The sequence below is a fragment of the Oxynema aestuarii AP17 genome, assembly GCF_012295525.1.
Taxonomy (GTDB): domain Bacteria; phylum Cyanobacteriota; class Cyanobacteriia; order Cyanobacteriales; family Laspinemataceae; genus Oxynema; species Oxynema aestuarii.
The window spans coordinates 6,222,085-6,249,017 of sequence record NZ_CP051167.1; the positions used below are offsets into that span (position 1 = coordinate 6,222,085).

Here is a 26,933-nt window from a genome sequence, read left to right on the forward strand (position 1 = left end):
TTGCAATATGGCAACTTACGAAGACCGGGAAGCCTTTATCCCCTACCGACGTACCGATTTAATCGAATTATGCTTGCAAGATGGCCAATTGCCCGAGGGCGATCGGCAAAAATTTCGCGAATTCTGCACGATCCTCACCGCTTACTATCATTTTGAACTTCACCAACTCTTAGAACGATTGAAAGACCGCTTCGCCCCTTTCAATCCCGATGCCGATACCAAATTCATCGACTCCCCGGACGCCGCCCAATTAAAAGAGATGGAATACGGCTTAGTTGAAGACTTAAAAACCTTGTTAAAACGCGCCAATTACGTTCCCCTGTCTCCAGAAAGTTTGCAACGGGCATTTCGAGAAAAATCGTTGATCGAATTGCAAACTGATGTCGATTTTGACGACTTCGATCAAATGGTCTGCTACTGTCGCGGCGACATTTATAAAATGGCAACCATTCGTCAATTGTTTAGAAGTGTTCAAAAAACAATCGACATTTTTGAACGCGTCGTTCTGCTCTTAAAATTCAAAGACGAAGACTATTTTATCCGCAAAAAACGACGCCCGGAAAAACTGAACTTTGAGCCAGGTAAAATGTACGTTTACTATTATAAAAATATTCCTAAATTCGATCTGGAATTTTTATTCCCCAACGTCAAAATCAGCATGACCTGGAAAGACCGCATTCTCCTGGCGGTTCCGGCGATCGGTGCGGCAATTCCTTTGATTTTAAAAGTGTTGCCTCATTTATTGCTGATTGTCACTTTAATTTTGCTCCTCGTCGGCGGTCTTCCCGGCTTAGAACATTTAAAACCCAACGATCGCCAACTGCAAGATGTGATGCCTGTTTTAGTAGCAGTTTTGTCTCTGGCGATCGCCTTCGGCGGCTTTGCCTTCAAACAATACAACAGTTATAAAAACAAAAAAATTAAGTTTCAAAAAAATGTCACAGATACCCTCTTTTTTAGAAATATGGCCAGCAATTTGAGCGTCTTTCAGGCTTTAATTGATGTGGCAGAAGAGGAAGAATGCAAGGAAATTATTTTAGTTTACTACCATTTACTCACCAGCGAAAAACCACTCACCCCAGAAGCCCTCGACGATCGCATCGAAGAGTGGATGGAAAAAAATTTTGAAACCAAAATCGATTTTGATATTAACGGACCGTTAGATAATTTAAGCGGTTTGCACGCCCAACTCACTCCCGAGGGAGAAATTGACGGGGAATCTCAAGAGGTTTCGTTACTACGTTACGACCGTGCGGGATGTTGTCACGTATTGCCTTTAGATCGAGCAAAAGCGGCGATCGATTGGATTTGGGATAATGCATTCGTGTATTAAATAGCAACAGCCAACCCATTGATATCGAAATTTATCGAATATCGCATTCGAGAATCATGGCGTTTCTGCAATCCAGTGAGTCACAATGGAACTGTTGCTTTGTCTACGTTGAACCTTTATGACTCGATGGTGGCGCGACTGGGATAAGATCGTCCCAGTACTATTCGCTCAAGCAGAAGTGACCGTCACGCTTTCGAGTGTGGCGATCGCCATTTTGCTGTTACTCTCCGGCAAAATGGGTGCGTTACAATCTTTAGAATTAGTTATTTATGACTACTTAATTCGCTGGCAAGGCGATCGCGGTTTTGACGATCGCGTGCTGGTAGTTGGGATTTCCGAAGCCGATATTAACTTTATTGAAAAATGGCCTCCATCCGATCGCGTTATCGCTCAACTTTTAAGGGAACTTCAGCGCTACGATCCGGCGGCGATCGGGTTGGATTTTATGCGCGATATTCCCTATTCTCCCGGTCATGAAGAATTGGTTGCCGAACTAGCAAAACCTAATGTTTTTGGAATTCGTTATGTCGGTAACAATCCCAGCGAAAGCACTTCGCCACCGCCGAGTTTGCCGGGCGATCGCGTCGGCTTTAACGATGTAGTGACCGATCCCGATGGCGTGGTTCGCCGCACTTTAATGTTTACTTCCAACGGTCAACAAAATTTTCTTTCTTTATCCTTAAGATTGGCATTATTTTATTTGAAAAATTATAATATTACTCCAAAACTGAATGAAAAGAAAGTGTATCAACTCGGTCATGTTCCTTTAGAAAAACTCACTCAAACCTGGGGTGGTTATCAAACGATCGATCCGGGAGGCTATCAAATTTTACTGGACTATAGAGACCTCGATCCCGTTCCAGTGGTGTCAATGCAAGCCGTTCTCGAAGGGGCGATCGAACCGTCGGCGATCGCGGGTAAAATTATTTTAATCGGTCCGGTGGCTCCGAGTGTTAAAGATGTATTTTTAACGCCCTATAGCGCTACAGTCAACGGCAATCGGAAAATGCCGGGGGTCTTGATTCACGCCCAAATGGTCAGCCAATTTCTGAGTGCAGGTCTCGACGATCTCGCCCCCGTTTCGAGTTGGCCCGAACCTGTCGAATGGGTGTGGATTTTGGCCGCTTGTTTGTTAGGCGGAGCGATCGGTTTAAAAGTTAGTAACCCTTGGCGGTTGACCGCCAGCGCGATCGCCCTAGGATGCGTTTTTTTTGCCTTCGGTTTGTTGTGCTTTCTACAGAGAATTTGGATTCCGATTGCCACCCCGATCGTCGGGGCATTGTCCGCCGGGGCGATCGCCGTAATTTATCAACTCCAACAAGCACGAAAGCAGCAAAAAATGGTCATGAATTTACTGGGACAACAAACTTCTCCCGAGATTGCTTCGGCCCTGTGGGACCGGCGCGATCGCTTGTTAAAAGCCGGAGTTTTACCGGGAGAAACGGTCACAGTTACGGTGTTTTTTAGCGATATTAAAAACTTTACGACCATCTCGGAACAACTCCCCTCAGAAAAGTTAATGGTTTGGCTCAATGAATATCTCGACGCCATGACCGATATCGTCATCGACCATCAAGGTATTATTAATAAGTTTATTGGCGATGCGATTATGGCCGTTTTTGGCGTTCCAATTCCGCGAACGACCGAAGCGGAAATTAGCGAAGACGCGAGGCGATCGGTACGTTGTAGTTTGGCGATGCGCGAACGCTTACAACAGCTAAATTCCAGTTGGAAAGAGCGCGGTTTTCCCATCATTCAAATCCGGGCGGGAATTTTCACCGGTCCAGTTACCGTTGGCAGTTTAGGCGGCAAGAAACGATTAGAATATGGAATTATTGGCGATAGTGTCAATATTGCTTCTCGCCTGGAAAGTTCGTTTAAAGATCGTCAAGTTGATAATTGCCGTATTTTAATTTCTGGAGAAACTTATCATCGCTTAAAAAGTGAAATTGAGGTCGAATCCTGGGGGGCAATGAATCTGAAAGGAAAAGAAAAAGAAGTTGAGGTTTATCGAGTCATCGGGCATAAAATAGAGCGCCTATCAGAGGAGCCGTAAAATAAGATCGAATGGGGCGATCGCGAAACCTTGGTTATCTCCATGGCGTCTAAAATTAAATCGCGTGTCTAAAATTGAAATAGTCATCCCCATTATTTTTGTAGTAGCAAGTACCTATGTTTCGACAACAGTTTTATAAACCTGCTACCTTAGCAATCCTCGTATCGAGTTTTTCCGGGCTACTTTTAGGGATTCCCCAACGGGCGATCGCCGAGGATGTCATTCCCGATATTGACGGCGGCCCTAGTGGGGTAGAACCTGCCGGACCCCGCAGCGATTGTTTCGGGTCTCAAGATTTACCTTTCACGGCATTAATGCCCGTGACGGAGAAAAATGTTACCTTAACCAGCTCTACAAAACCGAGTTTCTTTTTCTACGTTCCCACGTCAAAAGCAAAAACTGCTAAATTTATTTTATGGGATGAAAATCGAACCGTCATTTATACCCATACGATCGCCGTCGAAAATCGCTCGGGAGTGATAGAAGTTCCCTTAGAAAATCCCGATTTCGATCGCGATTTAAACGTCGGTAACAGTTATCGTTGGTCGTTTTCACTCATTTGTTCCGATGACGATCCTGCCGAGAATGCAACGGTCCGAGGATGGGTTCAACGGATCGACGTCAAACCCGATTTAGCCACCCAACTCGACAATGCATCGCCACGCGATCGCATTAATTTATATGCTAATGCGGGAATTTGGCACGAAACGATCGCTACTTTAGCCCACTTACTCGAAACCGATCCACAAGATTCCATCTTACAAAGTCAATGGATTGACTTGCTCACCTCGGTCGGCTTAAATGAAGATCTCGCCGAAAAATCTTTAGTTTCATTTGGCAACTAAGCCCGGATTTCCTCTCAACATCAATCCTTGCGAAGCATCGCCAATAACCCTAATCTCCCCTTGCGACCTGCGGGCAACTATTCACCGAAAAGCGAGGGGATCAGACCCTTGAAGAAACATCGACTCGCCAACGGCGATCGTTATTTTGTCCATAGGGTTTCGCAAGTGGGAATCCTTGCTATATGCTGGTGCAAGTATTCGCGATCGCCTTTCGCCCTATTCTTGCACCATGTTTGGTTGTTCGTTCCCTCAATGGTTCGCCACTCCAATTGACAAAACCCCTCGTAAAATCTCTATTTTTTGGTTTTGTCTCGCCCTAACTTTTGCCGGATTTTACGGATTTCTAGGCTGGAAAGAAGCCTTTAGTGCAGAATATGTAGTGCAAGATGACGCCCGCCAACATGTTTTTTGGATGGCGAGATTCCTCGATCGCGGCTTGTTCCCCAATGACCTCATTGCCGATTATTTTCAATCCGTCGCCCCTTTAGGTTATCAAGGGTTTTATTGGTTTTTCGCCCAACTGGGCATCGACCCCATTTTATTACATAAAATCCTGCCCTTTTTCTTAGGATTAGTCGCGACCGCCTTCGCTTTTGGCGTCACCTTAGAACTGTTTCCAATTCCCGTTGCCGCCTTTAGCAGCACGTTACTGCTCAATCAGAGTTTGTGGATGCAAGATGGCTTAATTTCCGCCACACCTAAAGCATTTATTTATACCTTATTTTTAGCATTTTTATATTACTGGCTGCGACGCCATCTTCTCGGGGTAGCCGTGGCGATCGCCCTAGTAGGTTTATTTTATCCTCAAGGGGTATTAATTGCGACGGGAATCTTTGTTTTATCTCTCTTTTTTTATCAAAATAAAAAGCTTAAAATTACTCTAGACATTTCCAATTACCGCCTCAGTTTTATTGGTTTTTTCGTCGCTTTTCTGATTTTACTCCCTTATCTGTTCTCTGTTTCTGAATTCGATCCCACCATTAGCCTCACTCAAGCCAAACAATGGCCGGAATTTTTAGAAAACGGTCGCACTAAATTTTTTGTTAATGATGCTTGGGCATTTTGGTTGCACGGACGCAGTGGAATTGGTTTATCGGCAGCTTTGACGCCAATTTTAACGGTAATGGGCTTCTTTTTACCCGTTTTTTTGGCGTTTCCTCGTCAGTTTCCGTTAGCGGTTCGCGTTCGCAACAGCCGCATTTTTCTCGATTTGGCGATCGCCTCTCTGGGCTTATTTATTCTCGCTCATTTAACCTTATTTTCCTTGCATTTACCCAGTCGTTACACCCAACATAGTTTACGTTTAATTTTGACAATTGCGGCGGGGATAAGCTGGGTCATTTTATTCGATGCTTTCTGGCAGTGGACGCGCGATCGCTCCGTCAAAAAGCAATTTTTTAATTTAACTATTACTCTATTTTTTCTAGTCTTTTTAACCTATCCTCAATGGGCGATGAGTAATTTTCCGTGGACATATTACCAAATTGGAGAACAACCCAAACTTTACCAATTTTTTCAAGATCGACCCAAAGATACTCTGATTGCTTCTCTTTCTGAAGAAGCCGATAATTTACCGACATTCGCACGGCGATCGATTTTAACCAGTCGCGAATATGCCATCCCGTTTCATTTAGGCTATTACCAACGGTTGCGCGATCGCACCAATGCCTTGATTGAGGCACAATACAGCCCTAATTTATCGACCGTTCAGGAATTTGTCAAACGCTATAAAATCGATTTTTGGTTGGTCGATAAAGGTGCATTTACTCCCGGTTATCTCGCTTACAATCGCTGGTTAATTCAATATCCGGCGACTCGGGAAGCGATCGCCGATCTGGAAAAAGGAGTGATTCCAGTTTTATCGACTTTATTCGATCGCTGCGGGGTGTTTGAAAATGAAGGAGCGATCGTCTTGCAAGGGCAATGCTTGCTGAATGAAAAAGAAGCAACGATCGGGATAAAACCCTTATTTCAATCCCAACTTTTTGCGGATTTCAGTGGCCAGAATAAAGAGCAAGGGCGTCGCGATCGTTCCAGTTAAAATGAGATGGAATGGAAAGCGAAAATAAAGCCACCACAGCAGCAAGGTTCCATAGGTCGAATCCATGTGATCTACCAGATAAAATAGCCAATTGCTTTCATCTCCCGGGGGAATATTTAACCGTCGTTTGACGAAAGAATTGGGCAATTCGGCTAAATTAAAGATAAATCCCACTAAAAGTCCGTATTCGATCCAGTTGAAATCGGAGAACGAAATTAAGGGATCCGACGGCCAACCGATCGCCCGTTCTAGCAGTTGCAAAAGCCCGACACTGACCGCATGAGTTAACGGCAAACTGACCAAACCTCGCCAGCGTTTATTTTTGCCAAACCAATCGATTTGAATCGGTCGATTTAAGGGTTCAAATAGAGGCGTTTTCCATAAAAATGACTCGAAAACTCCGGCAATAAACAAGGCCAGCAATAGCCAAACTAAATTTAAACTATCCTGTAAAATTAAAGTGGGGTATGTTTCCATTAATATTCACCGATCGCCCTACCATTTTTCAAATCAATGAGGTGCAACGGCGATCTTCCTAAATCCCGCTTAAAAAAGGGGGATTTTACTTGACTCTACCCTGAAAAAGGGGAGTGGGAGGGATCGTCGATGGACTTCATCAATCTAGGAAATGCTGTAAATTCATGTCCGACCCGTTAGTTTATCCCAAATCTGGCCGTAGATCGCAAAATTGTCCCCAACAAACTCACCTAAAGTTAACTGAAAACGGTTTAGTTTGGCAGGAGAACGGCAATCGTCAATCCCTCAGTAGCGACGAGATTCTCGGAGTGGAAAAGATGTCGGGAAATCCCCTCGGTTTTGTCGTTTCCGCCTGTCCGACGATCGCCCGCCGTTCCTGGGAGCCTCGCCGATCGCCTCGAACGAGAACTTTATATAAAAAAGCGTTTATTTGTAAGTCCGAAGCCCAGCGATCGCGGTGGGTCGGGGCGATCGCTGCCGCATTGCCGGACAACCCCCGGCGCCGATGGTGGGTGGCGGTCAATCCAGTGAGTGGGCGGCGTCGGGGTTGGCAAATTTTCGAGCAAGTCCGTCCCGTTTTGGAAGCGGCGGGGGTGCAGTTGACGGCGATCGCCACGACCCACCCGGGACACGTGCGAGATTTAGTAAGAAATATTGATTTATCACAATATGACGGGCTGGCCCTGGTCGGCGGCGACGGCATCGTTCACGAGGCGATCGCCGGATTGGCGAGTCGCGAGGACGCCGAGAATGCCCTCAAAACCCCGATCGCGCCGATTCCGGCTGGAACGGGGAACGGACTGTGCAAAGCCCTCTTAGACGCCGCCACAGAAGCTTACGACCCGATCGCGGCGGCGCTGGCGATCGCCAAAGGACGGCCCCGACCCCTCGATTTGGCGGCGATCGCCCATCGCGGACGGCGCTATTATAGTTTGTTGTCCCTGTCGTGGGCGATCGTCAGCGAGGTGGACATTCATTCGGAACGGTTGCGATTTTTGGGGTCGTTGCGCACGGATTTATACGCGATTTGGCAAATTTTAAAATTGCCAACTTATCGCGCCCGCTTCTCATTTCTACCCTACGATCGCGCCAATTTATTAACCGAAAATCACTTAAAAAATAGCCAAACTCTAGAAAAAGATTGGCAAACCATCGAGGCAGAATTTATCGTATTTTGGGCGATGAACGTGCCGTGGAGTGCCTACAATTTAAAACCCGCACCCTTAGCCCATTTAAGCGACGGGGCGATCGATGTCGTAGCCATTCGGCGCGGGGTATCTCGCTGGCAAGTGTTACGGGCTTTTTTAAAATGTGCCACGGGGGATCATTTGACTTTACCCGGGGTCGAATATTATAAAGTAGCGGCGTTTACTTTAGATCCTTTCGTTCAAAACAGTATCATTTCACTCGATGGCGAAGCGATCGCCGCCGATTCAGTCAACATAGAAGTTTTACCGGGAAAGGCGCGGGTGATGAGTTTGGAAACGACGATTTAATGAGTTTAAAATGAGCGGCGATCGCCCTCTCCAGATGGGCGCGAGATCGGCATACGGTTGCCGAAGATCGAACCATGCAAAGCCTTACCCATTCTGCCACTTGCGCCAATGAGTTGACGAATCCTAAAAGCCATCGCTATGATATGTTCGTTTTCCATTTAGGATAGTCTCTTGAATACGGAATCTTCGACGACAGACCCCGATCGAATGCAGGGGGAGGGCGATCGGGAGAGTTTGGAAAAAACGATCGCCCGTCCTCGCTCGTTTATAGAAAAAACTATTAAAAATGTTACGGTAAAGATTGCCGAAACTTTAGTTAATTTATCTTGGATTACGCCCAATCGAATTACGGTGGTTTCGGCGGCGATCGGCGGACCGTTTGCGGCTTGGCTGATTTATTCCGGGTATGGGTCGATCGCCGTCGCCGCCATCCTTTTAAGCGGTCTTTTAGACGACCTCGACGGAGATTTAGCCCGGGTACGAGGGGTCAGTTCTCCTGAAGGCGCGATCCTCGATAGCGTTCTCGATCGCTATGTCGATGTCTTCCTGATTTCCGCCCTGATTTTACTCGATCCGACCCGACATTTAATCCCTGGTTTGCTCGCGTTATTGGGAACGACAATGGTGCCTTACATTCGGGCGAGAACGGAAGCCGAAGGCAAAAACTCGATCGCCACGATCGGCGATCGTACTACCCGCTTTATCCTGTTAATTGTCGGTCTCTTGTCGGGACAAATTTTGCCATTATTAATTATCTTAGCCATTATCTCCAACTTGGCTGCTTTTCATCGGTTATTTTTCGCTTTAAAACCGGAAAAATCGGCATCAGTCTAATTCCTCTCGCTGACTTTTTTAGGGTTGAAATTGACTTCGGCTACGCCCACGTTTCCCAATCCCCCGACGCGATCGATAGCCTTAACGGTATAAAGCGAAACAAGAATTAAAATTCAACTCTAGCACGGTATGACTCCTCACGCCGACGGGGCGATACGCCGGAGGCGTCGCGAGTGCGAACGCGTCTTGGTTTGCCCCTTCACTCCCCCAGCTTCGAGTCAGATCACCTACCAGCAGCCCCAGATCATGCAAACTTTTCTGCTCATTTCTTTCGGACAACTCGCCTCACTCATCGGTTCGGGACTGACCCGATTTGCCCTCGGCGTCTGGGTTTTCCAGACTACCGGGTCCGTGACCCAATTTGCCCTGCTCAACTTATTTAGCTACTTACCGACGATCGCGATCTCCCCCTTAGCCGGAGCCCTCGTCGATCGCTGGGATCGTCGCTGGGTAATGATTTTGAGCGATTCTGCCTCCGGTTTGGGAACCGTGGCGATCGCCTTACTCATTTATAACGACGGGTTGCAAATTTGGCATATTTATGCAGTCGCCTGCGTGAGTGCCTTTTTTAGCGCCTTCCAATGGCCCGCCTATGCGGCGGCGACCACCGTACTCGTTCCCAAACAGCACTTAAGTCGGGCGAACGGCGTCGTTCAAATCTCCAAAGGGGCCGCTAAAATTGCCGCCCCAGCGTTATCCGGCTTCTTACTTCTGACGATTCAACTGCAAGGAATTGTCCTCATCGACATCATTACTTTCCTGTTTGCGGTGGGAACTTTACTCGCGGTTCAATTCCCGAAACCAGAGAAACTGCCGCATTCCGAGGAACCCTACGGCTGGCAACATTTAATTGCCGAAACCAAACAAGGATGGCACTATATCGCCCAAAGACCGGGAATGTTAGCCCTGGCTAGCTTTTTAACCGTTCCTTATTTTTCCCTCGGCGTTCTCGATGTTTTATTTTGGCCGTTTGTGCTGACCTTTACCACCAGTGCAGATTTGGGGTTAATTTTATCTTTTGGCGGTTGCGGTTGGCTGGTCGGTAGCGTCGCCATGAGTACCTGGGGCGGTCCGAAACCTCGGATTTACGGCGTGTTGCTGTTCGTCGCCTTTCAAGGAACCCTGTTGTTATTCGGTTGGGTTCGACCGACGGTTCCCATTGCCGCATTTGGGGTATTTGTTTATTTATGCGCTTATCCGATTGTGGTCAGTTCCAGTCAGACGATCTGGCATCAAAAAGTGCCGACGGACTTACAAGGTCGGGTGTTTGCTTTGTTGCAAGGGATGGAAAAAACGGCGGCAATTGCAGCGTATACGATCTCGGGTCCGTTGGTGGATAAAGTCCTCAGTCCGATGTTATCTCCCGGTGGCTTACTCGCCGATAATGTCGGTCGCTTTGTCGGCGTGGGAGAAGGGCGAGGAATGGCGTTCTTGTTTATTTTAATTGGGGTGTTGAATTTGGTGGCGACGGGGATAGCCTATCGATATCGACGATTGCGACGGTTGGAGTTAGAAATTCCCGACGCGATCGCCGACGAGGACGAATCGGCAGCGATGGAAGTGGTGAATTAGCAAGAAATCAAGATTTCTGGGAATTCTATAAGAAACCGGGTTCGTTCGCTTGACCCGGTTTCTCAATGGCGACTCTAACCTCTAAACTCTAAAATCCAATCGTGGTTAACCGAAAAAGCCTCTGGCGTCGGGCGGAGTCGGCGTCGATTTTATCTCAAAATGAAGTTCATGTTTGGCGGGCTTCGTTGGATTGTGGTGACGAAACCCTCGATCGCCTCGGGTCTTTGCTGTCCGAGGACGAGTGGCAACGGGCGCGCCGTTTTTACTTCGATCGCGATCGCCGTCATTTTATCGCGGCGCGGGGTTTGTTGCGAACCCTGTTAGCCCGTTATTTGGGTTGGGATCCGAGTTTGCTGGCGTTTGGCTACACGGACAAGGGGAAACCATCCCTGGTCACCACCAGTCCGGGGGGATTGCTGCAATTTAATCTTTCCCATTCTTACGGGCGGGTTCTCTACGCCCTCACGTTGGGTCGGGAGGTCGGGGTCGATCTCGAATATCTGCGTCTGGTGAAGGTGGATGCGTTGGCCCAGCGTTTTTTCAGCGATCGCGAGGCGGCGGCGATCGCCGAGGAACCCGAAACTGAAAAACAAACCCTCTTTTTTAAACTGTGGACCGCAAAAGAAGCCTATCTCAAAGCCACGGGAGAAGGGTTGGCGGGACTGTCTCGGGTCGAACTGGAGGTGACGGGCGATCGCCAGGTTCGACTCAAACAGATTGCCAACAATCCCTATTTGACGTCTCTGTGGTCGCTGTATTGCCTCGATCCGGAAGACGGTTATCTCGGCGCGATCGCGGTTCGCGGCGATCGCCTCGAATTGAGTTGCTGGGAGTTCGACGGCAATTTTCGTTAACGTCGTCTGCAACGATACACCTCTCATCCCTCCCCAAAAACGACCCGTTCTCTCTATCTTGCGGCCAGGATCTGCCTCACCGCCGTTAAAGCGGAATAACTTACCCCCGCCGTTCCTTCGCCGGGATGGGTGGAATCTCCCACCAACCAGAGATGGGGAATTGGGGTACGGGTGGCGAAACCGAACGGCCCGAAGGTCGAAATTCGTTGTCCTACCCCGCCGACGATGCCCCGATCGCGCCCGGTGAAGCGGATGAATGTGCGGGGGGTTGCCGCTTCTCGATGGATAATATTATCTGAAGTTAGATCGAAATATTGCGCCAAGCGGGCGATCGCGCTGTCTGTATACTCCTGTTTGAGGCGATCGTAATCCTCGCAGGCTTCCCATCGTCTCACATCGGTGAAGGAGGACGCGGTAATCGTCGCCATTCCGGCAGGCGATCGCCCGTCCCCGGGACGACTCACGGAAACGAATAACGAATTATTCTCCCCAATCGGGCCATCTTCTTCGTAAAGGAATTGCAAATGAGGCGGACAATTTTCGGGGATCGCCGTTTCTTTAACGCCCAAATAGATGACAAAAGCGCCGGATGGTTCGATTAACTTTTCAATCCGACGGCGATAAACCCGTTGTAACAAAGTTTCTTCTGTTTCGCGATAATCGAGCAGTTTAACTAAGTTTTGAACGGTGACATTGGCGACAATTTCATCGGCAGACTCGGTTCGCACTTCTCCGGTTTTGCGATCGCGAACCAGTACCGAACTCGCCCCGTGACCGTTGACGGTAACTTGTTTGACCGTATGACCCATGAACAGTTCGCCGCCGTATTTTTCCAGTCCTTCCACGAGGCGATCGCTCAACACCTGCATACTCCCTTTGAGATGGAATAAGCCTTGCGGAGCATGAGAAACCCCCAACGCCGTCGCCGCATATAATAAAGCCGTTTCGTCGCTATCGACTTGGGAATAGAGTTTGAGTTGTAAATCTAAAAAAGTTTTGAGTCGTCGATCTTTTGCCAATCCAAACCAACGCAAAGCATCGCCGACGGTCATCAAGGTAAATGGAAAAGTCAGCGCCGTATCCAATCGCATCGCTTTGATTAATTGCCAAACATCCCAGGTATTTCGTGGCGGCAATACCGGATCGCGAGTTTGGAACGCCCAACTGGCTTTAAATAAGACTTGCATCAACTGCCAGAAGGGTTCGCTACCGGGAAATTGGCGCTCTCTTTCCGCACGAGCGCGATCGCGATCGCGCCACACGCAAATCGGTTCGGTTTCCCCCGGCAAAAACACCGCACAGGCGGGATCGCACGCTGTCGCTTCCGGGACTTCGACCCCCAGTTCGGCGAAAATGCGGTGGTGAATGCCACCGGGTTCGAGTCCGGCGACTTGGGTCGCACCGACATCAAAGATAAATCCCCGCCGTTGGAAGGTAGACGCACAACCGCCGGGAACGATCGCCCCATCGTAAACGCTCACTTGATAGCCGCGACGGGCGAGGAGCGCTCCGGCAGTCAAGCCGCCAATTCCCGCTCCAATAACGATCGCGCGCGGTTTGTGATTTATCGTTGCCATTGAGATCGAAGCCTTTACATTTGTTAACAATCTCCTTAATAATAAAAGAGTCGGTACAGACGAAGCAGGTTCGTCCCGTCCTTTCCCCTTGGGATCTGCCACCTTAGCGAGCGGCAAACCCCCGGAAAACGGCAACTTTCGTGCAGACTGTTTAACATAGATCGAAGGATCTTCAATATCACCACTGACGCATGACCTCAACCCTCGTTAATTTCTCCTCGCTCCCCCGTTTGAACTTCCCAACGGTGCGCCAACTGCCGAATGGTTTGACCGTCGTTGCCGAGCAGATGCCTGTCGAAGCGGTGAATTTAAGTATCTGGGCCAACGTCGGTTCGGCGATCGAGTCCGACCCCATTAACGGTATGGCACACTTTTTAGAGCACATGGTGTTTAAAGGCACCGAACAACTGGCAAGCGGGGAGTTCGAGCGACAGATCGAAGAGCGCGGAGCGATTACCAATGCGGCCACCAGCCAGGATTACACCTATTTCTACATCACTTGCGCCCCCAAAGATTTTGCGGATCTCGCACCGTTACAAGTCGATGTCGTCGTCAATCCGAGCATTCCCGACGAGGCATTCGAGCGCGAGCGCTTGGTCGTTTTAGAAGAAATTCGCCGGGCTCAAGACAATCCGCGACGCCGAACCTACTATCGTTCGATGGAAACCGCCTTTGACGTGCTACCGTATCGCCGTAGGGTACTCGGTCCGGCGGAAGCCGTGGCGGCGCTGACCCCGCAGCAAATGCGGGATTTTCATGCGACCTGGTATCGACCGCGATCGCTGACGGCGGTAGCCGTCGGCAATTTGCCTGTAGAAGAATTAATCGACGGCGTGGCGGAGAGTTTCGATCGCCACTACCAAGCGCGTTCCCCTCGCCACGACGATCGCGCGATCGCCCCAGTGAGTCACGAACCGGAATCCCCCTTTGAAACCGTCGTCCGTCGCGAGTTCGTAGACGAGAGCTTGCAACAAGCGCGCTTAGTGATGATGTGGCGCGTTCCCGGGGCGATCGATTTTGAAGATACTTATGCCTTGGACGTGCTGGCCTCCATTTTGGGGCGCGGTCGCACGACCCGCCTAATTCAAGACTTACGGGAAGAGAAAGGATGGGTATCCGGTCTCTCCGTGAGTAACATGAGCCATCGTTGGCAGGGAACATTCTATATTTCCGCCCAACTCCCGAGTGAGAACATCGAGAAAGTCGAAGAGGCGATTCTCGGACACCTGCGCCAAATCGCCGAGGAAGGCGTCACCCCCGCAGAAATCAATCGCATCCGAACCCAAGTGGCCAATCGCTTTATTTTCAGTAATGAAACCCCGAGCGATCGCGCCAGCTTGTACGGTTACTATCAATCGATGCTCGGCGATTTGACCCCGGCGTTGAACTATCCGGCGCGCATTCAAGCGGTCACCAGCGAGGACCTGCAACAAGCGGCCCGTCAATATTTATCGCCGCAGGGGTATGGGGTGGTAGTGATGAAGCCGACGGAAGGCTAGGGAGTCGGAGGGGAAAAGGCTTTGCTGAATCAAGATATCAATCGAAGAGCCATCCTAGGGGCGAAAAATTTTTCGTCCCCAATCCCTCAAGCTCAACTCCCCTAATCGGCCAAAACTTGATAAATTCTGACAGGTTTTTGACGACCTTTGAGCATGACGCTGCCTAAATATTGGGCGGGAAATTTCCCCTCGATATGTACGTAGGTTTCCTCGCCGATTAAAATGCGACAAATGCCGCCGTCGATTTCCTTGTTGTAGCTTTCGAGACGGGCGGCGACATTGACACTATCGCCAATCGTCGTATAATCTTCGCGTTCGGCACTGCCGAGACTGCCGATGACGACGGTTCCCGTGGAGATTCCGACGCGCATATTGACAATGGGGCGACCTTCCGCGTGCCACTTGCGGTGGAGCGATCGCAACTTCTTGGCCATGTCTACCGCACAAGTGACCGCCGCGATCGCATCGGCGGCGATCGCCTCGGGAGTCGATCGCGGGATGGGGACGCCGAAGACCGCCATCACCGAATCGCCGATAAACTTATCGACGACGCCGCCATGTTCCAAGACTAACCCGGCCATTTCCTCCATATACTCGTTAAGCCATAACATCAACGTTTCCGGGTCGCTTTCTTCCGCCAGAGAGCTGAAATTTTTGATATCGGTAAATAAAACCGTCGCCTGGACTTTTTTCGCCATCAGACGACCTTCTTTAAGCAATTCGTGGCGATCGCGCCAAATCGCCTCGGCAATTTGCGGGGTAACGTGACGCCCGAATAAATTCATCACCAATTGGCGGTCTTCCCGTTCCTGGTTGGCGATATAAGCGACGATCGCGATTGTCGAAGCGCTCAAACCGAGTAACGGCGGGGCGAGTGGAATCCACCACCCCTGTAGGAACAGCCAAAAACATCCCGCCGTTAACCCCACCGCCAACAGGGGAACGATAACGACGATCCGACCGATGCGACCGAGCGACCAACTGGCAATCGCGCCGACGGCGCACCAAGCGGCGATCCAGGCAACCTCGTAGAGATCGGGCCACACCCGAATTAAGGGGCGATCGTCGAGGGCCGCACTGATAATCTGACTGGTCAAATTCGCCTGAATTTCCACCCCAGTCATCCGTTGGGGAGAACCGATGAAGTTAAAACTATAAGGGGTCTCGAAAAAATCGTTTAAACTAACCGCAAGCGGGCCGATCAGCACCACGCGATCGCGCGCCCAATCCGGGGGCAACGTTCCCGAGAGCAAGTCCGACAGCGAAACGATCTCGAACGAGCCCGCCCCGCCGCGAAAATTCAATAAAACTTGATAGCCCCCATCGTCGGCGCGCACGTAAGGGCCATCATTGGCTTTAAACTCGCGAAAGACGGCGTTACCGAGTTGCATCCAGCGAGAATTAATTGCCGCCGCCTCCGGGGTCACCCCCTGCTGTTCCAAATACAGCCAAGCCAGTTTGAGACCCAAACTTTCTAAAAATCGACCGTCGGGGGTTTTTAAAAACAAAACCGCCCGCCGAATTTTGCCATCCCCATCTTGGGGGACGTCGTTAGAACCGACTTGGTTGAGCTGTTGGAGAACTGTAGGGGCCGCCACCGCTTCTCCAACGTCGTCGCCGACCGCCTTCTCGATGCCGATCAAATTGGGGGTAGACTCGAACAGTTCCACCAGGCGTTCGTGACCGGGAGGGACGGGTAAATTGCGGTACAAGTCCAATCCGATCGCCGCAGGTTCGTCTTGTTTGAGTTTGGCGATCGCCTCGGCGAGGACGGCGTCGGAAATCGGCCACTGTCCGAGGCTATTAATATCCGCTTCCGTAATCCCGACGATCGCCACGCGCTTGTCCTGGGGTTCGAGGGGGCGCAGTTGGAACAAGGCATCGAGGGCGAGCCATTCTAAAGGTTGTAAGACCCCAGCAAAGCGCAAAGCCACCACGACGATCGCCACGCCGGGGGCCGTCATCCAGACCCCACGCCAGTCCCAAACTGCCTTGACTATTTTTGCCCACGGCATCCCCACATCCCTCGATTTTGAACGGGAAACTCGCAAATGGGGGAACCACTTTTCCAGTACCATAAATTTCGGCGATCGCGCTTGGGATGGTGGAAGCTTCTGCATCGAGCATAACCTCGCTCCTGGGATTCTCTCTCAACGGCGATCGGTGTGACATACCCCTTCTAGGGGATCGAATGGGTTCCCGGGATGCGATCGGTTTCCTAAAACTACCCCACCTCCTGCGGTTTTTATTATCCCCCGGGCTTCTCGGATCGGATCCCCCACTTGCCAAGTCCGAGGGCTGGCGCTGGCGACCTCCTGCGCCGAGTGAGCCCCTTGAGTGGGAGTTGGCGACGACACCCCGGCGATCGCGCTGAGATCGAAGCGATCGCGCGCCGCGCCGTAAGGAGTCGCGGGCAATCCCCCGATTCCGGTCACGGTAAACCGACCTTGTCGGGCATTGCGACGGGCCAGACAACTATCGGCGACTACACGTTCGGAGCCCACGAACGCCGTCGCCAAACTTTCGAGATCGCTTTCTAGCTGAACGTCCGGAGTTTTGATATTCACCGAACCGCTAAACTGCGCCCCCAATTCCGACGTCGCCGTAATATCGCTTTGGGGGGTCTGTTGAGGGCGTTGGCGCGCCCCGAAAATCCCCGAGGCAGAGATTTCCACCCGACCGCCGAAGCCCTCGCGGGCGTTGGCGGTAATATCGCTATTCTCCAAAGCGATTAACGTGTCCGTGGCGATCGCGATATTGCCCCCGTCGGTATTGCCCGCATTCGTTGCAATTCGACTGCCCCCGCGCAAGGCGATCGCCTCGGCGAGGAGGTCGATATTGCCTCCCTGACCGGAGACCGTACTCGCATCGATCGCCCCCCCTCGATTCAACTCGATCTCGTTGGCGGCGATCGTCAAGCGTCCCGCATCCCCGCTTCCCAAGCCAGAAACTGCGACTTCGCCGCCGCGATCGACTGTCAGGCGCCCGGTCTCCAAGCGAACTTCCCCGGAAGGTCCGACTCCCTCCGAACTGGCAATAATCCCACTGACAAGTACGCCGTCGAGTTGGGAACCGCTCACGAGAATCGATTCCGGGGCGATCGCCGTCAAATTCGCTCCCCGCCCCGGCGACGCCGTAGACGAGGAGACCACCGCCCCATCGAGAACGATCAACCGGGGAGTTTCCACCCTTAATTCGCCGGAATTGCCCACGGCCCCGGCAAAGGAATTCGACGCCAGGGCGGAACGACTTTGGAAATTGGCCGAAATCCCCGCCACTTCCACTGATTCCCTCGCCCGCACGGTCAGATTCCCCGCCGTGCCCGCACCAAAGGTTGAAGTGGCGATGTAACCGCCGTCGCGGATGCTCAAGCGTCCGGTTTCCACGATCGTATTCCCTGCCGGACCCCCTGCAAATGCCCCCGCATTTAACGAACTCGACGCAAAAATTTCGACCTCGAACCCCTGACGAAACTCGCCCCCCGGCGCCGCACCGACCACCTCTAGGGAATCCGTCGCCCGCAGCGATAAATCGCCACCGGGTCCGTCGCCGAAATTCGACGCCGAAATCCGGGCGCCCTCGCGGACGATCGCCCGTCGCGCCCGCACGTCGATATCCGGAGAGGCCCCCGGTCCGAAACTGCTGGCAAATAAACCGCTATAGGTCGGCTGGTCGATCGCCGTTTTCCCTACCAGTTCTAAGGTATCCGCCGCATAGACCGAAAGCGTCCCGCCGGGAACCGGACCCAAGGTATTGTCGAGCAGTTGGGAACCGTCGGTGAGGAGAATGCGGTTCCCCCGCACTTGAAGATCGCCGCCTCCCGGACCGCTCGCATCGACCACCGCCAGATTCTCTAAGGTAATATTGCCGTAGCCCGTCGGCGTACCCGCGCTTTCGTAATCGATCGCCCATCCCGCCGGATCGGGGACGATGGAGACGACCCCCTCGCTAGCGATACTGCCGAGTTCTACCCGTCCTTGGGGCGCTTCGATGACGGCGCCATCGAGGACTAAATCGCCGCCGATCAGGGCTAAAGTGCGACCCGGCGCCATTTTTAACCCCGACGGCGAATTACTACGAATGGGGGCTTGCACGCCGTCGGATAAAATCGTACTGTTGCCCGGTCCGCCCACGGCGATCGCCCCGTTCGCCCCCGGACTGCCGAATCCCAAGCCCACGGGAACGCTGGACGTCAAAATCGGCGTCGCCGTCGTCGCGCCAACGGCCCCAAACTCACTCCCGTCGGCAAATACGAAGCGGTCCGCCGTGGTCGCCACGAACGAACCGCCCACATTTAAACGGGCGTTAGCACCGAAGACGATGCCCTGGGGATTGAGCAGAAACAGATTCGCGAGTCCTTGAGTGGCGATCGCCCCGTCAATGCGTGAGATCTGTCCCCCACTGACCCGGGTAAAAATATTCTCGACTGTCGGCCCATTTTCAAACACCGCCGTGACATTCGCCGGAACTGAAAACTCGGCGAAACTGTGAAATAGATTGGTTCCCCGCGCCGTCCCGCCGTCAATCGAGAGGCGATCGCCCACGGCGGTCACTCGGGAATTCTCCGGTAAACTGCGATCGGGAATCACTTGTGTCGTCCCCGGTACCGCGATCGCGATCGTGGCGATCGTCGAAGTGCTAACGCTGACAAGATTGATAAGATTTATCTTTTGCATCACCATTCTACCCTTACTCGCTCTCGACGAACGATCGCACTCTGGCGACGAGTCGGGGTAGATGCACGTCCTACACGTTCGTTCGCCAATCCAGGAACCCGCCGCAAATCGATGTCTAAATAGATATCTAAATTAATTCTACAGTCGATTTCGGCGGATAAAATAGGGGCGTTTCGCGAAATGCCCCTACTCTCACTGTCATTTCGAGCGCTCTCGATTAGGGGCGCGATCGCTCGAAATGAGGATAGACCGCTTTTTCAAAAAATTCCCGAACTTGCGGCGAACACTTCGCCACTAAATCCCGATAATCCTGCCGAACTGGAATCGAGTAAAGAGCAGTCCGTGGCGCAATTTCCGGCAACCAAGTGCTATGAATGCTAATCCCCAAATTCACTTGAGGATGGGCCAGCTTGCAGCGCGGTCCGGCGTTTAAATCTGCCGCATCGAACAGCCAAACCTCGCCGTGTTTGACCGAGTCTTCGTCATTATAAACCACCACGCAAGCGAGGTAACCCCCGTCTGCTTCTCCTTCACTATCTTTGCGGGGAATAAACTGCGGCGAATTGGCAAAATATCCCGGCGGGAACTGATAAGAATCGACGATCGCGAATGCCTCTTTCGAGGTTGTATCTAACCGACATAAATTTGTTTGCAGTCCTTCCCCTGTAATTTGTTTGACCTCCTCGACCGGAATTTCCCGATAGTCGTAACCTGCATACATATCGAGCATGAATTCAGTCAATAATTCCGGCCAACATCCCCAGGAAATCCAATAAACGGATTCGAGTTTGTTCGGCGGTAAAACGCCATTGTAAGCGTAAAGTGCCGTCGCCCAGGTATATTGTCGGTCGTAAAAACAGTGCGATCGCTCCTCGTCGATGCGACCCGTTTCGCCGTCGATCGCGTAGCGACCCACCCAGTTGACATCCGTACTGCCGACGGGCATCCCGACGAAGGTGTGAGGGTTGTCCGCCGCCCGTTCGGTGCGATCGCAATCCCGCACCCATTCCGACGGGTCCCAGGCGCAATTATGGGCCGTGTGGAGGATAATCTTACCCTCGGGATTCTCGTAATCGACGAGGAAATGAGCGGCTTCTCGTTTGAGCTTGACTTTGCGGGCGGTGACCGTATCGCGATCGCCCGTTAAATCTTGACGGCGAATAATATAAATCGGCGTATCTTTCAACTGGGGCGTATCGATAATGTTGCGTAATTGACTATCTAAATCCAGATTCCGGCGAAAGGGATAATTGAGCAGTTGTTCCAGCCCAATTTTAAACGCCGTATCCATTAAAATGACATAATCTTCCGTGACGCCCAACTGATGCAAACTTTGTTGAATTTCCACCGCTCGGCCATTGGGTAAAACGACCTTCCAGGATTTTAAATCTTGCTCGCAGCCGTCCCAGCGAAGCAGATATAAAAATCCCTCGAATTTACCGTGCAGAATTGGTTTTAACAGCCATTCAATAAAACGAGTGGCGGCCATTACTAAACGGGCGATCGCGTACTTCAACCATTTAATTGAAATATGCTTAGTCCAGTCGTAAGCAATTATCTTCGCAAATAAGCTGAAGAAAGAAAACGACCAATTGACTGCAAAAAATTCGTCGGTTTTGGGGTCGAAAAAGCTGTGAGCGCCCGTGAGGGCTAATTGAAAGGGAACGTTATTCATGCCTAGGGGCAAATCCGCCGCCTTCCATTCGTCGGTGCGTCCGATGGGGGTTGCGACTTCCAGGGTCGCCGGGTCGATTTCATAGGGGCGTCCGGCGTCCCAGGTCACCGCCAGTCGCCAATGTTCCTCATCCGATCGCTTGATGGGGACAAACGCCGTATTGATTTCGTTGCGGAATCCCAAGGGGAACGACAGGCGGGCCAGTCCGAGATTGTCAAAGCCTAAATTCGCGTCGGGATTGCCGGGAGTGCTGGCTAAATCGGCATAATAACAGGGGGTTTTGGCGAGGCGGGTTTTGAGGTGGACTTCTCCGGGGCGATCGAAGTCGAAACGGTAAATCAACCCGTCTCCGTTAAAGAGGGAATTGCCGCCGCCGGAGGTAAACACGGCGTTGGGAGATTGCGGTTTGGCGGCGACGGACCCGGCGGCGGTAATCAGAAAGGCGTGACCGTACAAATCCGAGGGCAGTTCGCCTTCAATGACATCGAGGCGCACGTCGATTTCCTCGGCGCCGAGGTTCATCAAGCCTTCGGGGAGGGGGGCGCTGGTGCAAGGGTCGCGCGGAACTTGACTCATAAGAGGTTTGGGAGGATACAACAACTCGTCTTAATTGTCGTCGCGCGATCGCCGATCGTCGAGCAAAGTTGGGGAAAATTGAAGCAAAATTGCAACAGAATGGAAGCCGATCGCCCGTCCGACTATAAACCGCTCTCTCCAACGCGGTCGCAGACGTCGGGATCGAGTAATTCGGGGGCGATCGCCCGTGGGGAGGTTCCCAACACGGTGCGTCCGTCGGCGGTGGTCGCGATGCCCCGGGCTTCGCGGATCGGTTGGCCGATTTTCCAGGTCGTTTCGCGAGCAGATCCGGAACTCAAAGGGGGTCTCTGGCGCGAATTCGAGGCATTGTCTCCAATTCCCCGAATCGGGCTGAGGTCGTAGCGATCGCTCGTCGCACCGTAAGGATCCTCGGGTAAGCCCCCGGTTCCGGTCACCGTAAAGCTGCCACTGTCGCGGTTGCGGCGCGCCAAACAGCTTTCGGCGACCAATTGTTCCGCATTGACGAACTCCGTAGACAGTTGGGTTAAGGCGTCGAGTAAGTTCACTTCGGGGGCGTTAATTTCGACAGTTCCGCCGAACTCCGGCCCGAGTTCGGAACTGGCGGTGATATCGCTTTCGGGGGTTTGGACTTCCCGGAAGGCGGTGCCGAAAATGCCGGAGGCGGCGATCGTGACCCGTCCCCCGCGTCCTTCCCGGGCGTTGGCGGTGATGTCGCTATTTTCGAGGGCGATCAAGGTATCGGCGGCGATCGCGATATTCCCGCCGTTACTGCTACCCGCATCGGTGGTAATCTGACTGCGATCGCGCAATTGGATCTGGCGCGCCTCTAGAGTCAAGTTACCGCCACTCCCCGCCGCCGTCGCCCCGTTAATCTGTCCGCCATTCTCCAGGCGAATCATTTCGGCGTCTACAAATAAGGTTCCCGCATCTCCCGCTTCGACGCTGTTGACGGAAATTTGGCCACCATCGCGCACGATCAAATCGCGAGTATTGACTTGCAAGTCACCGCCGCGTCCGGTCGCCTCTTGGGGCAGTAAATCGCTGCCGGAGGTGGCAAATAAACCACTGGGGCGAAACCGACCTTGAGATGCACTCCCACTGATGGCGATCGACTCCGACGCATTGACACTCAAGGTTCCCCCGTTGCCCGATCCTTCCGCCGAAGCAAAGGCCCCGGCCCCGTCGCGCAGGATCAGCCGTCCGGTGGAAATCGTCAGGGATCCCGCATCCGCCGCGCTGAAGGTGGAGGTTCCCAAGGCACTAGAGACCCGTCCATCCGGGGCGATACCGCTCAATTCCACCGATTCCGAGGCGGTGACGGTCAAATTGCCCCCGGAACCGCCGAAGGGAATCACCCCATCGCGGGTATTGGCGCCGCTATTGGTGAGCATTTGACCCCCGTCTTCGAGGCGAACCCGGGCGGTGGCGATCGCGATGTCCCCGGCGGCCCCAGTCGAACCGATCGTGTTCGTGAAAATCCCCGTCGGCGTCAAGCTTCCGGGAGGGGTCGATCGCACGTCCACGCTGTCCGTGGTGCGGATTTTGACTTGACCTCCCGGCGACGGACCGAAGGTGACCGTGGAAACGCTGGCCCCGTCGCGAATCACCAGGCGTCGGGCGTCGAGTTCGAGGTTTCCCGCCCGACCGTTGGCGAGGGTGGCCCCGAATAAGCCGGATCCGACGGCTTCGACGGTTCCGGAGGCGGCGATCGTTAAATTGCCCCCACTTCCTTCACCAAAGGTACTCGTGGAAATGGCGGCCCCGTCGAGTAAGCTCAAATCCCCGGTTTGAATGTGGATATTGCCGGAATTGCCGGAACCCGCCGCCCCGGTAAAAATCCCGTTCCTCAGTTGGGCGAGGCTCAGTTGTCGCGACAGGGCCGCCCCGATAAATTCTCGTTGAAAGCTCTCGAATCCAGACCCCCGTAGGATGATACTCTCCGTGGCTTCGATGTTGAGGTCGCCGCCATTTCCGGTAGCAAAGGTGCGTACGGAAATTAAGGCCCCTTCCCCCAGGGTCAGGCGTCCGGTGCGCAGGGTGGCGTCCCCTCCATCTCCGGCCCCGGTGGTGTCCGAGAGTAAGCCACTGGCAAAGCGGCGATCGCCCGAGGTCCCTTCGACGGCGATCGCCTCGGATGCGCTCACATTCAGGGTTCCCCCCGCTCCACTGCCTTCGGTACTCGTCGAAATCACCGCCCCGTCGCGCACCAGCAACCGCCCGGTTTCTAAGGTTAAATTCCCCGCGTTCCCCGTCACTTCACTCGTCCCAAACCGTTCTCGAAGGGCGTCGGGGCCGTCGGTCGCCGCCGTTTGCAAGCTGCTGGCTAAGGTCCCATCCGGCGAGGTGCCGATCGCCTCGATCTCCTCGCGCGCCCGCACGGTCAAATTGCCTGCATTGCCCGCACTGCGGGTTCCCGAGACGACGACGGCTCCCTCGCGCACCTGCAATCGTCCGGTTTCGACGGTCAAATCTCCCGCATCCCCCCGTCCTAAGGTCGCATTGACCAAACCGAGCAGTTGTGCGTTGAAATTGCCCCCGACCAATTCCACCGATTCGGTCGCCCTCACGGTCAAGTCTCCGCCCCGCCCGGTGGAACTGGTGGTGGCGGAAATGACCCCGTCGTCTACGAGAACGGTTTGCGCGTCTACGGTCAAATGACCCGCATCCCCCGAACCCACGGTTTGGGAGGAAATTCGACTCGGTTCGCCGTCGCTGGGCGATCGCCCCACGAGGCTCAATCCTTCCCTGGCGTAGAGGTTCACCGGTTGCCCCGCCGTCCCTCCTCTGGTGAAGGACACCACCTGGGAACCGTCGCGGATCTCGACGTTGCGCCCGCGCACGGCGATCGCCCCGCCACCGTCTCCCGTGGCGTCGATCCGCGCGCGATCGATCGCCCGGATATCCCGATATTCCAAGCTTTCTGGCTCTGGGACTTCCCCGCCAAGCGGCCAACTCCCGGCGGCGATCGCCGTCAGTTCGATCGCCCCTCCCGGCGCACTCAAACGTCCCCCATCGAGCCGGATCTCGCCGCCGATCGCCCTCAATTCCCGTCCCGGACGGACTTGTAAGCCAACCGGGTTCCCCTCGGCGTCCGCCGCCACGGAACGGTTGACGATCGCCCCGGGATCGGACCCGAACCCCAAGCCGATCGGCACTCGGTTACTTAAAATCGCCCCATTTTGCGGGTTGCTCGCACTATAGGTAAGGCGATCGGCAAATTGAATCTCGCTGGCGGTGGTGGCGACAAAGGAACCGCCGAGATCCAAACGGGCGTTTGCTCCAAATACGATCCCGTTGGGGTTGAGTAAAAATAAGTTGGCGCTACCATTGGCACTCATTAAACCGTCAATCGTAGAGATAGAATTCCCCGTAACCCGAGTAAAAATATTTTGAATATCTAACCCATTGTTAAACCAAGCTCCGGTGTCCCTCGGTACGGAAAATTCGCTGAAACTATGAAATAAATTGTCCCCCGATCTGGTTCCTCCCTCCAATATGAGACGATCGCCTTCCGGGGTTACTGTCGAAGGATTGACTAAACTATTGTCCGGTACGATTTGCGCGTTTAAATTGCCCTTTCCTACGGTAAAAATGGCGATCGTAACGGTGGCGATCGCCGTTCCACAAGTTCTCCAACTTTGCAGTGAGTTTCCCCAACCCTCGGCAATGTTATCGTTCGGCTGTTTGTTAAAGCACATCATCTTAAAATAACTAGATTTCATCCCCTACACCCTTCTTTAACATTGTCATTGTTTTGAAGCCGGATAACCTTTTTTCACTGAAATTGTTTCCTCAACTGATTCACCCTAGTGATTTAATTAAATTCTGCCTCAAACCAGTTATTTGTATTTGTTGTTATGGTTGTGAAATAGGGAGTCCTCAAGCTATTGAAACAATCGATTCTCAAGTTCGTGAGGGAGCTTACTGACTTAGTACATCCCCTTGCAAACCGGAATCACAGCTTAGATCGGTAGATTGGAACTAGAACATTGACAGGAGAATTCATCACTCTCGATCGGGTCTCGATCGCCTTTCTCGATGGACTTACTCCACCTGTCATTCCTGCATCAGTAAAAATACACTCACTCTTTTAAATACAGGAAAATATAGACAATAACTGTATTCTTTTGGTTTTATTTTGATATTATTTTGTATTCTATTTTGTTACTTTAGCGAATTGATGTTACTAAATTACTGATTTTGTTGGCAATTTAGGATTTTTGTAGGGAGTTTCTAATTTTTGTTGTATTTTTTTATTCCCTGTTATCTTTTACATTATGTTTTTGAGCCTCTTCTGTACTTTGTTTCCCATCCCCCTCCGGATGAGAATCGTTGAATTCAGGTAAATTCAATCGATCGACAGTATTCAAAAAGAGAATTTTAGCCAATTCAAACACCCGATCGCGATCGCCCGCCACGTCCCCTAACTTTTCCTCGGCAATTTGCAGACATAATCGCATTAAATCCGCCGATTCGTTGACGTAACGCGCGATCGCTTCCCGTTCGTTTTGTCGATGTTCTAAATCCTCCAGGGATAGCGACGGATGTTGTTTGCGCTTGTGTACTTCTTCCGAAAATCCCGATGCAATAATCCCCGCCGGAAGTGCAAACAAACCAATCCCAACAAACGCCAATACCGCCCCGAAAAACTTACCAATCGGCGTGACCGGATAAATATCGCCATACCCCACCGTTGTCAGGGTGACCACTCCCCACCACATCGCCGCCGGAATGCTGGGAAAGGCGATCGGTTGGTCGCGACTTTCGGCAAAAAACATGATTGTCGATGCAAAAATAAGTAAAATAATAACGGCAAAAATCGTCATAATCAATTCGTCTTTCTTGGCTTCTACTGCCCTTAAAATCGTTTGCAAAGCTTCGGAATAACGAATGAGTTTTAACAGTCGTAACAGTCGAAAAATTTCGATAAATTCGAGAGAACTGCGATCGGGAAGTGCCACCATTAAATAAAACGGTAAAATTGCCATTAAGTCGATAATAGCTAAGGGAGTTTGGGCGTAACGCAAGCGCCCCCACACCGGATCCGCGTAACGCGGATCGACGGTACAAGACCAAATTTGTAAAAAGTAGAGAAGTGTAAAACAAGTTACGGAAAAAATTTCAATTTCATCGACAAATAGTTTGACATTGGCTGAAATTGAATGAGAAGTGCCTAAAATAAATGCAGTGACATCGACAATCACGAGCAGACTGACCAGCAGATCGTCGAGTAAGCTGAGGCGATCGTCGTCAGTGGAAAATTCAAGAATTTCATAAATACGTCGTTGCAAATGAGGTAAAAAATTTCGATGTTTTTTCATATTTTTACGCTCGATCGATAAATCCCTGCGCGGAGGCGCGATCGGCGATCGTTGACCCTCCTGTTTTAATCAAAAATGTTATCATAAAAGATAAATCATCGAATGATAATTCTTTTTCA

At 52.0% G+C, this 26,933-nt stretch carries 16 protein-coding genes; 9 read left to right on the top strand and 7 right to left on the bottom strand.

Annotation, left to right across the window (positions count from 1 at the left end):
• Positions 1–7: 7 nt before the first annotated feature.
• The 4 genes from HCG48_RS24860 (at position 8) to HCG48_RS24875 (ending at position 6,275) form a co-directional block, all read left to right on the top strand.
• On the top strand, positions 8–1,333 hold the full coding sequence (locus HCG48_RS24860; protein ID WP_168571578.1) for a TMEM143 family protein: 1,326 nt from the start codon (positions 8–10) through the stop codon (positions 1,331–1,333).
• Positions 1,334–1,451: 118 nt separating this feature from the next.
• Positions 1,452–3,389, top strand: a complete 1,938-nt coding sequence (locus HCG48_RS24865) for a CHASE2 domain-containing protein (RefSeq protein ID WP_168571579.1) — start codon at positions 1,452–1,454, stop codon at positions 3,387–3,389.
• A 116-nt stretch (positions 3,390–3,505) separates the two neighbouring features.
• The gene (locus HCG48_RS24870) at positions 3,506–4,234 is read left to right on the top strand and encodes a DUF928 domain-containing protein (protein WP_168571580.1); all 729 of its coding nucleotides are present in this window, start codon (positions 3,506–3,508) and stop codon (positions 4,232–4,234) included.
• Positions 4,235–4,379: 145 nt separating this feature from the next.
• On the top strand, positions 4,380–6,275 hold the full coding sequence (locus tag HCG48_RS24875) for a hypothetical protein (RefSeq protein ID WP_210437130.1): 1,896 nt from the start codon (positions 4,380–4,382) through the stop codon (positions 6,273–6,275).
• On the opposite strand, the gene HCG48_RS24880 is transcribed toward HCG48_RS24875, so the two are convergent.
• On the bottom strand, positions 6,201–6,752 hold the full coding sequence (locus HCG48_RS24880) for a CDP-archaeol synthase (protein WP_168571581.1): 552 nt from the start codon (positions 6,750–6,752) through the stop codon (positions 6,201–6,203). The genes HCG48_RS24875 and HCG48_RS24880 overlap by 75 nt on opposite strands.
• A gap of 164 nt (positions 6,753–6,916) precedes the next feature.
• Between HCG48_RS24880 and HCG48_RS24885 the strand changes: the two genes are divergently transcribed.
• The 4 genes from HCG48_RS24885 to HCG48_RS24900 all read left to right on the top strand — a co-directional run bounded on the left by HCG48_RS24885 (position 6,917) and on the right by HCG48_RS24900 (position 11,508).
• Positions 6,917–8,248: a diacylglycerol kinase family protein gene (locus tag HCG48_RS24885; RefSeq protein ID WP_168571582.1), complete on the top strand. Its 1,332-nt coding sequence runs from the start codon at positions 6,917–6,919 to the stop codon at positions 8,246–8,248.
• 171 nt (positions 8,249–8,419) lie between these two features.
• On the top strand, positions 8,420–9,082 hold the full coding sequence (locus tag HCG48_RS24890; protein ID WP_246259755.1) for a CDP-alcohol phosphatidyltransferase family protein: 663 nt from the start codon (positions 8,420–8,422) through the stop codon (positions 9,080–9,082).
• A 246-nt stretch (positions 9,083–9,328) separates the two neighbouring features.
• Positions 9,329–10,654 (top strand): MFS transporter, encoded by a 1,326-nt coding sequence (locus HCG48_RS24895; protein WP_168571583.1) that lies wholly within the window; start codon positions 9,329–9,331, stop codon positions 10,652–10,654.
• A gap of 101 nt (positions 10,655–10,755) precedes the next feature.
• Positions 10,756–11,508 carry a 4'-phosphopantetheinyl transferase family protein gene (locus tag HCG48_RS24900; protein ID WP_168571584.1) on the top strand — a complete coding sequence of 251 codons (753 nt, stop codon included), beginning with the start codon at positions 10,756–10,758 and terminating at the stop codon, positions 11,506–11,508.
• Between the two features lie 53 nt (positions 11,509–11,561).
• On the opposite strand, the gene crtD is transcribed toward HCG48_RS24900, so the two are convergent.
• Positions 11,562–13,085 (bottom strand): C-3',4' desaturase CrtD, encoded by a 1,524-nt coding sequence (gene crtD, locus HCG48_RS24905; RefSeq protein ID WP_168571585.1) that lies wholly within the window; start codon positions 13,083–13,085, stop codon positions 11,562–11,564.
• 191 nt (positions 13,086–13,276) lie between these two features.
• Here crtD and HCG48_RS24910 point away from each other — a divergent pair, with 191 nt between their 5' ends.
• Positions 13,277–14,584 (top strand): M16 family metallopeptidase, encoded by a 1,308-nt coding sequence (locus HCG48_RS24910; protein WP_168571586.1) that lies wholly within the window; start codon positions 13,277–13,279, stop codon positions 14,582–14,584.
• A 101-nt stretch (positions 14,585–14,685) separates the two neighbouring features.
• Here HCG48_RS24910 and HCG48_RS24915 read toward each other — a convergent pair whose 3' ends face one another.
• The 5 genes from HCG48_RS24915 to HCG48_RS24940 form a co-directional block, all read right to left on the bottom strand.
• On the bottom strand, positions 14,686–16,704 hold the full coding sequence (locus HCG48_RS24915) for a CHASE2 domain-containing protein (protein WP_246259757.1): 2,019 nt from the start codon (positions 16,702–16,704) through the stop codon (positions 14,686–14,688).
• Between the two features lie 30 nt (positions 16,705–16,734).
• On the bottom strand, positions 16,735–19,260 hold the full coding sequence (locus HCG48_RS24925; RefSeq protein WP_168571589.1) for a two-partner secretion domain-containing protein: 2,526 nt from the start codon (positions 19,258–19,260) through the stop codon (positions 16,735–16,737).
• Between the two features lie 217 nt (positions 19,261–19,477).
• A complete protein-coding gene (locus HCG48_RS24930) occupies positions 19,478–21,511 on the bottom strand; it encodes a carotenoid oxygenase family protein (protein WP_168571590.1) in 2,034 nt (677 codons plus the stop codon).
• A gap of 122 nt (positions 21,512–21,633) precedes the next feature.
• Positions 21,634–25,194 carry a two-partner secretion domain-containing protein gene (locus HCG48_RS24935; RefSeq protein WP_168571591.1) on the bottom strand — a complete coding sequence of 1,187 codons (3,561 nt, stop codon included), beginning with the start codon at positions 25,192–25,194 and terminating at the stop codon, positions 21,634–21,636.
• A 552-nt stretch (positions 25,195–25,746) separates the two neighbouring features.
• Positions 25,747–26,814, bottom strand: a complete 1,068-nt coding sequence (locus HCG48_RS24940; protein WP_168571592.1) for an ion transporter — start codon at positions 26,812–26,814, stop codon at positions 25,747–25,749.
• Positions 26,815–26,933: the final 119 nt, after the last annotated feature.